General features: G+C 47.7%; 11 protein-coding genes. 9 read left to right on the plus strand and 2 right to left on the minus strand.

Going from position 1 to position 14873, the window contains the following annotated elements:
• Positions 1–73 precede the first annotated feature (73 nt).
• From egtC to I1H34_RS11270, 7 genes are all read left to right on the plus strand, one after another.
• Complete coding sequence (gene egtC, locus I1H34_RS11240) at positions 74–886, plus strand: ergothioneine biosynthesis protein EgtC (RefSeq protein ID WP_212665695.1); 813 nt, start codon at positions 74–76, stop codon at positions 884–886.
• Complete coding sequence (locus I1H34_RS11245; RefSeq protein ID WP_212665696.1) at positions 876–2174, plus strand: SUMF1/EgtB/PvdO family nonheme iron enzyme; 1299 nt, start codon at positions 876–878, stop codon at positions 2172–2174. Before egtC ends, I1H34_RS11245 begins: the two co-directional genes overlap by 11 nt.
• An 86-nt stretch (positions 2175–2260) precedes the next feature.
• Positions 2261–3379: an L-histidine N(alpha)-methyltransferase gene (gene egtD, locus I1H34_RS11250; protein WP_212665697.1), complete on the plus strand. Its 1119-nt coding sequence runs from the start codon at positions 2261–2263 to the stop codon at positions 3377–3379.
• 261 nt (positions 3380–3640) lie between these two features.
• Positions 3641–5653, plus strand: a complete 2013-nt coding sequence (gene dnaK, locus I1H34_RS11255) for a molecular chaperone DnaK (protein WP_212665698.1) — start codon at positions 3641–3643, stop codon at positions 5651–5653.
• Positions 5654–5702: 49 nt separating this feature from the next.
• The gene (locus I1H34_RS11260) at positions 5703–6644 is read left to right on the plus strand and encodes a DnaJ C-terminal domain-containing protein (protein WP_212665699.1); all 942 of its coding nucleotides are present in this window, start codon (positions 5703–5705) and stop codon (positions 6642–6644) included.
• Positions 6645–6779: 135 nt separating this feature from the next.
• On the plus strand, positions 6780–7358 hold the full coding sequence (locus tag I1H34_RS11265; protein ID WP_212665700.1) for a LemA family protein: 579 nt from the start codon (positions 6780–6782) through the stop codon (positions 7356–7358).
• 3 nt (positions 7359–7361) lie between these two features.
• Complete coding sequence (locus tag I1H34_RS11270) at positions 7362–9410, plus strand: DUF3137 domain-containing protein (RefSeq protein WP_212665701.1); 2049 nt, start codon at positions 7362–7364, stop codon at positions 9408–9410.
• A gap of 91 nt (positions 9411–9501) precedes the next feature.
• Here I1H34_RS11270 and I1H34_RS11275 read toward each other — a convergent pair whose 3' ends face one another.
• Positions 9502–10656: a pentapeptide repeat-containing protein gene (locus tag I1H34_RS11275; RefSeq protein WP_212665702.1), complete on the minus strand. Its 1155-nt coding sequence runs from the start codon at positions 10654–10656 to the stop codon at positions 9502–9504.
• A 177-nt stretch (positions 10657–10833) separates the two neighbouring features.
• Between I1H34_RS11275 and I1H34_RS11280 the strand changes: the two genes are divergently transcribed.
• Positions 10834–11286: a hypothetical protein gene (locus I1H34_RS11280; RefSeq protein WP_212665703.1), complete on the plus strand. Its 453-nt coding sequence runs from the start codon at positions 10834–10836 to the stop codon at positions 11284–11286.
• A gap of 30 nt (positions 11287–11316) precedes the next feature.
• Here I1H34_RS11280 and I1H34_RS11285 read toward each other — a convergent pair whose 3' ends face one another.
• Positions 11317–12777 carry a cryptochrome/photolyase family protein gene (locus I1H34_RS11285; RefSeq protein WP_212665704.1) on the minus strand — a complete coding sequence of 487 codons (1461 nt, stop codon included), beginning with the start codon at positions 12775–12777 and terminating at the stop codon, positions 11317–11319.
• A gap of 192 nt (positions 12778–12969) precedes the next feature.
• Between I1H34_RS11285 and I1H34_RS11290 the strand changes: the two genes are divergently transcribed.
• A complete protein-coding gene (locus I1H34_RS11290; RefSeq protein ID WP_212665705.1) occupies positions 12970–14871 on the plus strand; it encodes a M48 family metallopeptidase in 1902 nt (633 codons plus the stop codon).
• Positions 14872–14873 lie beyond the last annotated feature (2 nt).

A 14873-nucleotide genomic window follows, 5' to 3' on the forward strand; every position in this document is an offset into this window, starting at 1 on the left:
TATGGCATGCTCATTCAAAGACCTGCATGGAGCTTGCTACAGTATTCACTGATGGATAAGGACTTTCCTCTCTATGTGCCGTTTGTTGGGCTATTTAGGCGAACCGGTTTCGTTAGATACCTTTCTTATTACTCCCCGCCATTCCCTCGTGGCCCAGAGTTACCAGCCCAAAGAAATGACGGCGGGTTTAATTAATGCCGATGGTTTTGGCATGGGTTGGTACAAGCCCGCTACAGATCAACTGCCCTATCGGTATCGCAATAGTTTGCCCATTTGGAACGATCCGAATTTTGAGGAACTCTGTCGCTATATTTCTTCTGGAAGTTTTTTGGCTTATATTCGCAGCGCCACCTTGGGGCAAAGTCTGCAGCTTAGTAATTGCCAGCCGTTTGGCGATGGGCAGTTACTGGGGATTCACAATGGTTTTATTGAACGGTTCCGCCAAACCCTATATCGACCGATGCGGGAATGTCTCGGTGACGAACGCTATCAAAGTATCGAAGGAACAACAGACTCAGAACATATTCTGGCTTTAATCTATGAAACTCTGGCTCAAAATCCTGAGCAAACCCTGGTGGGTGCGTTAACCCAAACCTTGAACCAGATTAAGACTTGGGCTAAGTCCTATGAGGTGCGCGTTAGCTTGAATATCGTTCTCAGTGATGGTCAATCCATGACGGTGTCTCGCTTTGCCTATCCAGATCCGCCCCCATCTTTGTATTGGCTGAATGTCACCCATCCGGTGAAAGGGGTGGTGGTAGCTTCGGAGCCTTTGGATGCAGATGAGCAGATGCGATCGCAGTTTGGAGACTGCTGGCAATCCATTCCGGCAAACAGTTTATTAACCATCAATCCCAAGGGAGAAGTCACCACTCATGCCCTCTAAGGAGATGTTTACTGAAACAGAACACCTACAATTAGCTATTAGGGAAACCCTGACTCAGTCCCGCGCTCGCACCCTCCAGTTATTTGAAGACGTCAGTGAAGATACGTTTCGACTGCAAGCCAATTCTGACTTTAGTCCTGTGGGATGGCATTTAGGACATATTGGCTTTACCGAAGGACTTTGGCTTTTAGAGCATGAAGCTGGATTCGCTCCACTATTTCCTGAGTATCGGCAGTTATTTGCGGCGGATGGGTTACCGAAGGCTGAGCGGCAAAATCTACCCTCTTTTACAGAGATTTGTGCCTATCTAGATCAAATCCGGAATCAAGTTTGGGACTATTTGCTGGAAGCCCCCTTAGACTCTCGGGCTTGGCTATGGCATTGGCTAGTCCAGCATGAAAGTCAGCATTGCGAGACGATCACCTGGGTTCTTCAACTGCATCGCCGAAAATCACAACCCGTTGCTTTTGTGCCAAAGGAAAAGAAATGGCCCGTTGCCGTTGTCAATGTCTCTAAAACTGCAAAGACATCCCTGCCAGATCCAGGCATGCTTCCGATTGAAGGGGGGCGATTCTTATTAGGCAATGACCAGTTAGAAGCCCTGGATAACGAAAAAAAATCTCATTGGGTTCAGGTAGATTCGTTTTGGATGGATCGATTTCCGGTGACTCAAGGTCAATATCAACAGTTCATTGAGGCTGGAGGATATGGCCAGTCTCACTATTGGTCAGCAGCGGGATGGCAATGGTTGCAATCTAACCCCGTCAATCATCCCACCCACTGGATGGCAGAGGGGGGAGCTGATCATCCAGTCTGTGGGGTGAGCTGGTATGAAGCCGATGCCTATGCCCGGTTTGTGGGTAAACGCCTGCCTACCGAGGCGGAATGGGAAAAAGCGGCCTGCTGGCACCCTGCACCCCAGGATCCTCCCACCAAGCGAGACTACCCTTGGGGCAACCAGGCCCTAGAAAAGCATCACTGTAATCATGGGGGCTTGCAGTGGGGGACAACCCCCGTCCATCAGTATGCAAAAGGGCAAAGTGCCTATGGTTGTTTCGATTTACTGGGAAATGTTTGGGAATGGACGAATACTTGGTTCCATCCCTTTCCTGATTTCGAGCCCTATCCTTACAAAGGGTATTCCATGGTCTATTTTGATCACCAGCATCGCATCTTAAAAGGAGGCAGTTGGGCCACCCAGGCTCCAGTCCTCCGGGGGGCTTTCCGGAACTGGTATGAGCCTCGGATTCGAATTCATTTTGCCGGGTTTCGCTGTGCCTATGGCTAGTTGTGCGGGTTTGTTTGGGATGGTTTACAGTGGTTGGGAACCTTAGGTGACCGTTGTGTTGCCTCCCTGTTGGAGACCTCTCACCCATGCTTGAGTCTGTGCATACAGCAACTCAATCCCTGTCGGCACTATCCCCTACGGACCTTCCATCTCGTTTACAGATTACCCAATTTGCTTCGGACCCGTCTCCGACCGCTACCCAGCCAGGACTAGATGTGATTCAAGGGTTGTCGAAAACGCCCAAAACCCTCCCGGCTAAATATTTTTACGATGATCCAGGCTCTCAACTTTTTGAAAAAATCTGTGAGTTGCCGGAATATTACCCCACCCGGACTGAGACTGCTATTCTCCAGGCCTATGCATCCGAAATCGCCACCATCACTGGCCCTAGTGAGTTAGTAGAATTGGGGAGTGGCAGTTCTACAAAGACACGGTTGCTCTTAGATGCCTATGTTGATATTGGTCTTGCCTCTTGGTACTGCCCCATTGACGTGAGCGGCGGTATCCTCAAACAGAGCGCCATCAACCTACTCAAGGACTATCCCACCCTCAATATTCATGGCTATGTCGGCACCTATGAGGCCGCTCTAGCTGCCTTGCCGCCCTCTCAATTGCCAACCCGGATGATTTGCTTTCTGGGCAGTACTCTGGGGAATCTTAACCCTCAGGAATGTGAACACTTCTTTGCTGAGTTAACCCAAGCGTTGCAACCCGGTGAGTATTTACTGTTAGGGGTAGATTTACAAAAATCGGTTCAGCAATTAGAAGCTGCCTATAACGATAGCCAAGGGGTGACGGCCGCGTTTAACTTGAATATGCTGCAGCATCTCAATCAGCGATTTCAAGGTGATTTCCAGGTGGATAATTTCCAACACCAAGCGTTTTACAATCTGGATGAGCATCAGATCGAAATGCATCTCGTTAGCCTAAAGACTCAGCAGGTCAACCTAGCGGCCCTGGATCTGGCGGTTGAGTTTGACCAGGAAGAAACCATCCGGACTGAAATCTCTCGTAAATTTGATTTAGAGACCTTAAAGCAACAATTGCGCTCCGTCTCTCAGGAATTGGCGGAGTCTTCGGATGGAGGGGAGACTTCAATACAAAAGGAATTAACCCCCTTGCGAACTTGGACGGATGCAAACCAATGGTTTGGGCTGGTTCTTTGCCAATGCCAGGAAATTTCTCAGGTGACCCAGGAGAGCTGATGGATGCCCCAGGAATAAGACGGCTAAGGTATTCTGTAGAAATAAGGATGATGGTGCACATGAACCAAGAGGTGGTTAATGTCAGGAGACTTTCTCCCTTGTAGGGGCAATTCCAAGATGTTTCTCCTCAGCTGAAGAATTCATTCTTCTCCAGAGGCCATTCTCACGCACAGAACAGAATCCGTTCCGCAGGATAAAATATTAAATTCAACGGTTCACGATACAGATCGCACTAGGCTGGCGATAGGAGAAATAGAGTTCATGGGCAGAATTGTCGGCATTGACCTAGGTACTACTAATTCAGTGGTGGCAGTGATGGAGGGAGGCAAGCCAGTTGTGATTGCCAACACCGAAGGCAGCCGTACAACCCCTTCTGTGGTGGCTTTTGGCAAAGAAGGAGAACGTCTTGTTGGTCAATTAGCCCGCAGACAAACTGTCCTCAATCCCCAAAATACCTTCTATGCCTTTAAACGATATGTTGGGCGTCGGTATAGCGAATTATCTGCTTTTTCCAAACGGGTTCCCTATACGATTCGGCGCGACCAGGCTGACAATATCAAAATAAAATGCCCGGCCTTGGAACGAGAATTTGCCCCGGAAGAGGTGTCAGCCATGATTCTGCGGAAACTTGCAGATGAGGCGAGCCGTTTTCTTGGAGAACCGATTACTGGGGCAGTGATTACAGTGCCCGCCTACTTTAATGATGCTCAGCGACAGGCCACGCGGGATGCGGGGCGAATTGCGGGTTTAGAGGTAAAGCGGATTATTAATGAGCCGACCGCTGCGGCTCTAGCCTATGGATTGGACAATCAATATAACCAAACGGTGATGGTGGTTGATCTGGGCGGTGGCACCTTTGATGTCTCGATTCTGGACGTGGGAGATTCGGTCTTTGAAGTGCGGGCAACGAGTGGGGATACCCAATTGGGGGGCACGGATTTTGACCGGATTATTGTAGATTGGCTGGCTGAGCAGTTCCTAGAGCAAGAAAATATTGATCTGCGCCGGGAGCCCCAATCCCTGCAGCGCCTGACAGAAGCTGCAGAAAAGGCCAAAATCGAACTATCTGGTTTGCCCGAGACGAATGTGAGCCTGCCCTTTATCACGGCGACGGAAGAAGGCCCCAAACATATGGACGTGGTGTTGAGCCGGGGCCAGTTTGAAAATTTATGCGCCGATGTGGCGGAGCGCCTACAGGCCCCGGTGGAGCGAGCGTTGCGGGATAGTAATCTGCGCTCCATCGATATCGATGAAGTGGTGCTAGTGGGTGGCTCTACCCGCATCCCCATGGTCCAGAATCTGATTGGTCAGATGATCAACAAACGTCCGAATCAGAATGTTAATCCAGATGAAGTGGTGGCTGTGGGCGCTGCGATTCAGGCGGGGATTACGGCAGGCGATTTGCAGGATATTTTTCTGCTGGATGTGACACCCTTGTCCTTTGGCCTAGAAACGATTGGCGGGGTGATGAAGACCCTGATTCCTCGTAATACGACGATTCCGGTACGGCGTTCTGATGTCTTCTCTACGGCCCAAGACAATCAGAACCAGGTCGAAGTCCATGTGCTTCAAGGGGAACGACAGCTCGCGAATAGCAATAAATCCTTGGGACGGTTTCAGCTGCGGGGGATTCCGCCAGCGCCCCGAGGGGTGCCTCAAGTGCAGGTATCCTTTGATATCGACGCCAACGGCATTTTGCAAGTGACGGCGATGGATAAATACACGGGCCGTGAACAAACGATTACGGTCCAAGGGGCGGCCAATCTGTCAGATTCTGAAGTCAACCGGATGCTCCAGGAAGCGGAGCAGTTTGCCGATAAGGATCGGCTCCGTCGTGAGCGAATTGATAAGCGGAATCGGGGGCAAGATCTGATTAGCCAATGCGATCGCAAGCTGCGAGAAATCACCTTAGATTTTGGTCCTCAGTTCGCCAACAACCTGAGAAGGCGGGTCGAGACCCTGTCCCGAGACTTACAAGACAGCATTAACCAAGATCAGGATCGCCAGATCGATCTGGACTATGCCAATCTCCAAGATGCGCTATATGAACTCAATCAAGAGGTGACTCGCGTCAATCAAGAGTACTACGATGACGAAGAGGAGCTATTCCCCTTGCCTTCTATGTCTTCGATCAGTGATGCTGTATCCAAAGGGGTGAATAAAGGCGTGGAATTGGTGACAGGGCGACCGTCGTCCGATGATCCACCCCCGCGTCGGTCTTCGAGTCGAATGGATGGGGACTTCTGGGAAGACTGGGATGATGATGATTGGTAAACTCAACGGTATCGTTGCAATTTTGGCGAACTAGGCTAACAAGAGGTAGATGCAGAACTTCCGCAATTACTACGACATTCTTAAGGTGTCTAAAGAGGCACCCACGGAAGAGATTAAGCGTTCCTATCGAAAATTAGCCCGACAATATCATCCAGATTTGAATCCGGGCGATAAAGCGGCGGAAGAGCAGTTTAAAACCATCAGTGAAGCCTACGATGTGTTGTCGGATGCCGAGAAGCGATCCAAGTATGATCAGTTCGGTCAATATTGGCAACAGCAGGGATTTCAGAAGTCGAGTAGTCCCCAATCGGCTAAGAAATGGGGAGGGCAAACCAATCCCTTTGCCTCTGATAAGGTTGATTTCAGTGAGTTTGCAGATTTCCAAGAGTTTTTGGATCAGCTTTTAGAACGACCCTATGGCAAGAAAAGCAATGCTCGCAAGCAAACGAGAAATAAGCCTAAAGCTTCTGCGGTTGGCCAGCGAGATGCCGAAGCACGGCTGACTTTGCCCCTGGAAAAGGCCTATGCGGGGGGCAGAGAGCGCATTCGTTTGGAAGATGGACGCTCCCTAGAAGTGTCGATGCCCATGGGGATGGTCTCGGGCCAGCGCATTCGTCTGAAAGGTCAGGGAACCTCAGGGGGTGATCTTTATCTCAAAATTGATGTTTCCCCCCATGCCTTCTACCGCTTAGAAGGGAACGATATTGTTTGCGAATTACCGATTACCTGTGCAGAAGCCATCTTGGGAGGGCAAATCGAAGCCCCAACCCTAGATGGATGGGTTAAGGTATCGATACCGAGTGGAGTGCGCTCCGGCCAGCGACTTCGGTTAGGTGGAAAAGGGTACCCTGCTTCGAATGGAAAAAGAGGCGATCAATTAGTTGAGATTCGCATCGAATCTCCTAAAAATATTAGCTCTCGAGAGCGAGAACTCTACGAACAAATTCGCCAAATTGAAACCTATAAGCCACGAGCAGATTTACCGATCTAATAGTAGTTTTAGGTGATGCTTTAACGCCTAGTGCTTGAGCTTAGATTAAATTGCTATTCTCACAAAAATATCGGGAACAATAGTCAAGTAATCATAAAACTTGGATTATTGGCGTTATTTTGAGTTAGCTTCATTATGCTAATTGTGCAGATTCTTTTAGCCCTGATTTTGCTGCTTCCGTTGGTTTTGGGAGGAGTCGTATGGTTTTTCTTTAATAATCTAGTCGCTAAGAAAAATCAAGTCGATCAGGCGTTTTCCAGTGTTGATGTATTGCTGAAAAAACGCTGTGACGTTATTCCCAATTTGGTGTCAATTGCCAAAACCTATATGGAGTTTGAAGAACGAACTCTGGTGAAAGTAACGCAACTGCGATCGCAAGTGATGAAAGGCCAGGGGTCTACGGAAGACCGGGTCCAGCTCGAGAACCAACTCTCAGGTGCTTTAGCTAATGTCCTGGCCTTAACCGAGAACTATCCTGATCTGAAAACAGATGGACAGTTTGTTCAACTTCAAGGGTCCCTGAATGAGGTCGAGGAACAGCTGTCTGCTGCTCGTCGCTTCTATAACAGAGCTGTAACGGACTACAACAACAGTATCGAAATGTTCCCGAGCAACTTAATCGCCACATGGCGTCGGGATGAAGCTAAATCCTTGTTTGAAGCAACCGCTCAAGATCGACGGGCTATTGATGTCCGCAACCTCCTTCAAAATTAAATCATGACTCCTTTCAAAGAATATCGTTCAGGGTTACTCGCCCTAGAAAAACAGGATTATCCTGAAGCTGTTCAGCGTTTAGAAAACTATTATCAAGCCAACCCTAAACCGGGATCTTTAGAACATTATCAAGCCTGTAAAGCCCTAGTCAAAGCCTATGACCAGGTGAATGAGCTTGATAAAGCCCTGGCCATTTGTCAGGAATTGACGGAATGCGAAAAGCCCAATATTCGCTCTTGGGCAAAACGTTGGCAAGACAAACTATCGAATAAAGCCGCAGCCATTGCCGAAGAAGCTTTAGCAGCCAGTACTGAAGAAGAAGTCAATACTGCACCAGCAGATGGACCCATACCTGAACCTAGTGCAGCTCCCTTGTCTCTAACTGATGCAAATCAGCTCCTCTCCGAAGGCCGTGAAGCCCTCCGAAGCCAACAGTTTAGCCAGGCGATTCATGCCCTAGAGCAGTTTCGCCAGGGTGGAGATGCTTCCCATCCGGATTTTTACCAAGCCCAAATGTGGTTGGCTACCGCTTATCAAAAAGCGGGTCAACTCGAACAGGCAAAATCCCTAGGAACAATACTGGCCAATAATCCAGCCACTCAAGCCTGGGCAGAAAAATTTATCCAAAGCCTTAGCCTCTTGGTTGCGACTGAAGTGGTTACAGGAATGCAAGCTGCCGCCAAAGCCGATAGTGTCTCTGCTGCATCATCTCAAGGGTCGCCAGAAAAACCTTTCTTTAAGCATCGCACCTTAGCAGAGTTCAAAGATTATTGTCGACAAAACTTAGTGGAAGATCTGAAGGAGTATGAGACCAAGCGGCAGTCGGCCCTGAAAGCTTTAGCTATTGTTGGTGCCATCCTTCTAATTATCTTGATTTTGATTCTGACTCAGGTTCCGCAAGTGTTTCAGTCTCTTCCACTTTTTCCTATCCCTACAGAGGGTGAGTGTATCCGAGACATGATCACTTCTGGTCTGGGTCAAAAGTTGAGCAATGCTGACGATGGCACTGCAGAACAGCTGTTTTTTGACTTCATCTTAAAGTGCCAAGAACCTAGATTCTCCTTCCCAAATTTTCGGTCGCTATTATTGGTCGCTACATTTTTTCTATTTGGCATAATTGGCTGTTTATGGAGTTGGGCTATTTTCTATAGCGTTCAAACGGAGATGTATGAACGTGGGTTTAAAACCAAAATCATTGAGAAAGTGATTCGTTACATCAACAACGATCAAGGCCTAAGCTATGCTGCCTATGGAGATAATTCCCTCACTAGGATGGCGATCCTGAGAAGTCGACTATTTCCTGCTCTGAACTCCACATTTCACCTTCAACAAGATGATTGTGTGTATGGCAATATCGGTCCGGCTAATGTTTACTTCTCAGAGGTCGTGGCTGAGCATGAAATCTATCACGCATTCATCCCTAAGATGATGCCTTTTTTACTGAGACGTTCAAGAGGGTTTCTCACGTTTATTAAATTACCTATTTTAGTGCTGGTTTTGATGTTTAGCTTTTTGAAAGCCTCGCCTTTTATCGTGATCAGGATGTTCAAAGGCCAACGCTTTGATTACGACAGCTTCAAAGACCAAGTGGGGAATCAGGTGACTCGACGGCAGGTGTTTAAAGGACTGTTTTTTCGATCTGAGTTTAATAAGAGTTTTCAGGGTGAGACCGTTGTTTTCACAGGCTCATTAGCCTCGAAACTCAAGCAATTGAATCGATCTGGACAACTCGTTAAGCTAGAAGACCCAGAATTTGACCAGCTGTATACCGTATACAGTGACGATCAAGTTGAGGCCCGATATATTCTATCGACGAGCCTAATGGAACGCCTCGTGAAGTTTAGAAAAAAAGCCCAGCGTCCCGTCTCTATATCCTTCTCAGAGAATCAGATCTTTATTGCCATCCATCATGACCGAGATTTGTTTGAGGCTCAGCTATTCAAAACGATGCTGAGTTTCAGACCGATGCAAGATTACTTTGATAACTTCCAGCTCATGTTAGGAATTATCCAAGATCTCAACCTTAATCGCCGGATTTGGACTCGTCAGTAGGGACACTAGCAGAACTGTGACCCTCCATGAACGGAGTTATTTCAAGTTCTGTGTGAAATCCAGTCTGAGATAGAACAAATCCAGCCAGACTTTAGGAGGGGACCCGTAAGTTAGACCGATGTTGAAGGGCCGCTTTATTCCTGGCTTTTAAGGGCCTAACCGCTAGCAGTTTTGTAATCTCCTTGATATCAGCATTTTTCTGGCGGTAGATTTTTAATTCCACATCCGTGGCGTTGAGCTGAGATTTATATCGTCTCTCAATGGCTTTGAGCTGAGCAGCATAATGTTGTTTTGCTTGAGCTTCTATCGCCTCATGATTCGCATCAACAGGGACTTCCAATCGAACCGTAAAAGCGCCTCCGCTTTTCTTCTCAATGGCCTGAATATTGATGTCACACTGTTCAAATTCACTGGTAAGAGTTTGATAAGCAGCGACAAAGGCTAGCCAATCGATACCGTGTAAAAAGAGTAAGTCAATCGTCCCTAAGGGCTTTTGAATCAGGTTGATAAACTCACCTGAGATAAAATCGCCGGCTAGGGGATGACGATCCCGTTGGGAAGACTTGAGGTAAATATAGGCACAGTCAACTTCATCAAATTTGGTTTCATTACTGATCTTCCAGTTTTCAATACTGGCCCCGGTAAAGGTGGCTCCGGTGAAGTCAGACGAAAGTGCGATCGCATAATCTAACGACGAGTATCGCAAATCGGCCCCGCGCAGATCCGTCCACCGCAAATCTGTTTCATACAGGTTAGCTCCCCGCATATCGGCCCAGCGGAGTTCTGTCCAACTGCAATCTGCCTTTCTCAGAATCGAACGGCAGAGGGTCGCCCCACTCAGGGTCGCTCCCCGAAGGTTGGCTTGGGTCAGTCTGGCAAAGCTGAGATCGGCCCAGCGCATAGTTGCCCCTCGCAGTTTGGCATAGCTCAGGTCCACCTGTTCCAGGGTCGTGCCACTCAAATCGGCACCCCATAAATAGGCACCCCTTAAGGTAGCTCGACTCAAATCCGACCAACGCATAAAGGCTCGGCTGAGATTAGCGCCAATCAGGTGAGCATGTCTGAGTTCTGTACCACTGAGATCCGCACCGCTGAGATCCGCTCGACTGAAATTGATCTTGCTGAGGTTTTTCCCATTCAGGTTGGCCAACTGCAGATCAGGACGAATATTAGGGTTGGCATCTCTCCACTGATTCCAGGCTTTAACGCCTTGGTTCAGTATGTTTAGATGCTCACGACTCGCCATGCTCGACTCCAAAATCCCCTAACATCTCCACTAAAATAACTCTGAAAAAAGTTTTTCGCCGCATTTCTGTAAATATGAGCAAAAGATTTTGCTAAATCCCTCTATTCAAAGGGAAAGCATTGACAATCCCTGAATTATGTGTAAGATGTCTTCAACGTCTATGGGTAGGGCTAGTTCATGGCTGATCAGAGTGGTGAATGGTTATCGGTTGTCGTCAATAATGGATTTCACCTACTGAAGCAATTTACCGAAGGCATGAGCTTACCGCGATGGTTAGCACCCCTAAGTATGGTTGGGGTGTTGTCCACCTTAGATAAGCTGCTGCCTTCAATGCAAAAAGGATCTTTTTTGGCAGGTCTGGGTAGCTATCTGCTCATCGGAATTCTGATCGTAAACTTGTTGGCTTTGTCCCTCTTTTTGTATTTGCCCGGTAGATTAGTCACCTCGACAACCCCTGCAGTGGCTCAGTCTGGCCGAACTCTGTTGAAACTTTTACTGATGGGCTGTTTAGTTGTGGTGAAAAACGTAGTGATCCATAGCTTGAAATTGGCATTTGATCTGACAGTGCTGCTAATTGCTGCCTTGACCTATCCCCCTCGCGAGGCTAGCCAAATTGCAGCCCACTGTTAATACCAGTTTGTTGATCATTGGTTCGTTGATCTAAAAACTGTCAAGAAAGGCTGCGGATACCTGCAAATGCTGATCTAGCTTGTCACCCATGCGATCCAGGTGGCTGACCGTCATCCGCGTGCGAGGATTGCGCCCAAATAACGATCGATGTTGGTTCATAAAGCGCCAATATAAGCCGTCCCAGAGGACACTCCAGTCTCCCTGCTTGAAATAACTCATTTTGCGCAGGTAGTTGGAAGAGCTGACATAGGGTTTCGTAATCATTAGGCCCCCGTCGGCATACTGGCCCATGCCATACACATTAGGAACCATCACCCAATCAAAGGCATCGATAAACAGCGATGAAAACCAGCGATAAACCTGATCTGGGGCGAATTCGCAGAGCAAGAATAGGTTACTAAACACCATCAATCGTTCAATGTGGTTGGCATAGCTACTGTCTAATACCCGCTGCATTGCCGTATCAAAGGGGAGGATGCCCGTGTTGGCGTCCCAAAATAGTTTAGGGATAGGTCGATGGTGTTGGAAAAAATTAGTGGTTCTTTGGATTCGTCCTTTCAGAAGGTAGACGCCGCGGACATATTCCCGCCAGCCAATCACTTGCCGAATAAACCCTTCCAGCGAGTTGAGAGGAATGGGGCGATCTGCATGCCTATCTAATGTGGCTTGAACGATTTCTTGTGGATGTAATAAACCAATATTCAGGGCAGGGGTCAAAACCGAGTGAAATAAGTAGGATTGGTCGGCATCGATAGCATCTTGGTAAGCACCATACTGGTCAATACGGGTTTCTAAAAATTGGTTGAGGAAATGAAGAGCACTGGCGTGGTCAATCGGATAGGCAAAACCATGACTACTGCCTGGATTCTGGGCAAAGTGTTGCTGGGTGTAGGCAACCGCTTCTTTGACATAGGTATTGGCAGCAGGCCACTGAATAGAAGGAAGCTCAATTTTTTTAGGCAGGCGCTTACGATTGTCCGCATCGAAGCTCCATTTGCCCCCCACTGGACCCTCGCCATCCAGTAGAATCCCTAATCGTTGACGTTGTTTGATATAGAAGGAATTCATCCGTAAGGACTTATTGGCAGGCAATAGGGATTCTAATTCTGAGGTTTGGGTTAAGAAGTTGGGGGTTGGATGCCAAACCAGTTGGATGTCGAATGTCTGCGCTGCTTTAGTAATTCGTTGCGTTAACCAGTCATCGGTGACTTCGCAGATATGGGCACAGCCAATGCCTTGGCTATGGAGAATAGAAAAAACGGTGGAGGAAGAGTCGAGTTTACTACTTTCTAAATACTGGACTGTATGGCCTTGCTCTCGCAATTGATCCGCATAGCTCTGCATTGAAGCTCGATGCAGAATAATCTTCTTTTTGTGAAAGGGGTATTGGCGAAAAAAGAGCGGCTCTTCGATTAAGAAGGGGATGCGTTCTGGTGAGGCAGCAGGATGATTTTCATACAACTGATGGGGGTAAATGAGGGTTGACTCCATGAGCCTTATCTTCTGTCTTGGCAACAGTTCCCTATCATACAAATTCTTGTCAGGACTGCCGAGGAAATTGAAGTGTGGGCATGGATTGAGTTCACCTGACCATTGAATGACCACTTGAAACATTGAGCCCAAATCTCCAAGTTCTTCTGCTGGGCATACTTTAGGTAGAAAGAAGGTCAATTTTTTGTAGCTATGCAACGGTGGTTTCAGTGGATCTCGTTCAGAAAAATCTCCACACCTGAGGAATTTGATGCTTTAGTCTACCGGGTTGAGACAATGGCTCAACGAAATCCAAGTTTCTACCGGAGTCGCTTAAGGCTGTTAGCTTGTTTAGGCTATATCTATATCCTGGCTGTATTTGTCCTGTTATTTGCGGGGCTATGGGGAATTCGACTGTATTTAACCGCCATTCAAGACCAGGACATGATTGAATCTCTCAATTATGTGACTATCTTGGTTGGGTTTAGTCTGCTGCGCTTGTTTTTCGTTCGCTTTGATCGGCCTAAGGGGATTCCCATGACTCGGAAACAAGTCCCCGAGTTGTTTGCCATGCTTGATGAATTAGCATTGGCGATGAAAGCGCCCAAGTTGAATAATGTCATCCTGAATGGGAAGCTCAATGCTGCTATTGTTCAGCGTCCTCGATTTGGATTGATCGGTTGGCAAAGCAACTATTTGTTAATTGGCCTGCCCCTTTTGCAAGCGCTGTCTCCCCAGCAGTGCAAAGCCGTACTCGCCCATGAGCTTGCCCATCTCTGTGGAGATGATGGTCGAGCGTCAGCATGGATTTATCGAATTCGTCGGATGTGGTATGACCTAGCAGAACGTTTTGAGCATAGTAGTGGAGGATTTCTGTTTGACCGTTTTTTTAGGTGGTATGGACCATTCTTTAGAGCTTTTTCTTTTGTCCATGCTCGTGCTCAAGAGTATGAGGCCGATCGGCGGGCAGCAGGAATAGTAGGGGCTCACCATCAAGCAGAGGCACTTATTTGGCTCTATGTGTATGATCATCTGCTCTTGAAAGAGTATTGGTCTACCCATTACCGCCGAACACTCCACCAGTCAGAACCGGACGATGATTCTATTTCCCAGATCCTCCAGGTTCTTCGATCAGGAATGTCTCTAGATCAATATCGTAGATGGTTGGCCCTGTGTCTTGCTCAGCAAACCACCAATGCCTCGACTCATCCATGTTTGTCAGAACGTCTGGAGAGGTTGGCCTATTCCCCAGTAGAATTATTGCCTCCTAAATTGAACGCTACAGTTTTATTGGGGGATACATTTCCTGACTTAACCGCCCAATTGAATCAATTTCAAAAACAAGAAGAAACTGAGGAGTGGGTTGATGATCATGACTATAGTCAACATCAGTTGGCTGGGTTACACCGCTTGAATCAAAGGCCTGAACATCTGCTGACCCTAGAAGAGCAAATGAAACGGGCTTCAACCACCTGGCAACTTCAGGATCGACAGCAAGCCCTATCCATGTTCCAATCGATTATTGTGGAGAACCCTCACCAGGCTAATGCTCGCTATTGGGTTGGATATTTATTGACAGAGGAAGGGCAAGCCGACGGAGTGACACACCTTGAATATGCGATGGATCATGATCCTTCCCTCGTGACTTCAGCCTGTCGTCAGCTCTATGGCTACTATCACCAACGACAACAGCCGGATCTGGCTGAACCTTATAAACGACGATGGCAGCAGCATCAGAAAGCCTGGAAGATGGCGTTGACTGAACGTTCGCAGTTTGCCCAGAATACACAGTTCAAACCTCATGGATTACCAGAGGCAGAAATTCGACAGCTAACGGAGCACTTCTCCAGTTATCCAGAGATAAAAACGGTCTACTTGGTTCAAAGAGTGCTCGAACGCTTTCCTGAATGTCCCTACTATATTTTTGGGATGACTCGACGTCCATTTAATCGAAAGGAGCATGAGTACTTTAGCAATCATAAACTGAAAGGCGTGATCAATGTTGCGATCGCATTCTCGTCAGACTATGCCTTATATTTCCACGACGAGCTAGTCCATTGGGACCGTTTGAAACGATTGCCCGGAGCTAAAATATATCCTCAGTCCTGGAGTTAGCC

Source organism: Acaryochloris marina S15 (assembly GCF_018336915.1).
Taxonomy (GTDB): Bacteria; Cyanobacteriota; Cyanobacteriia; order Thermosynechococcales; family Thermosynechococcaceae; genus Acaryochloris; species Acaryochloris marina_A.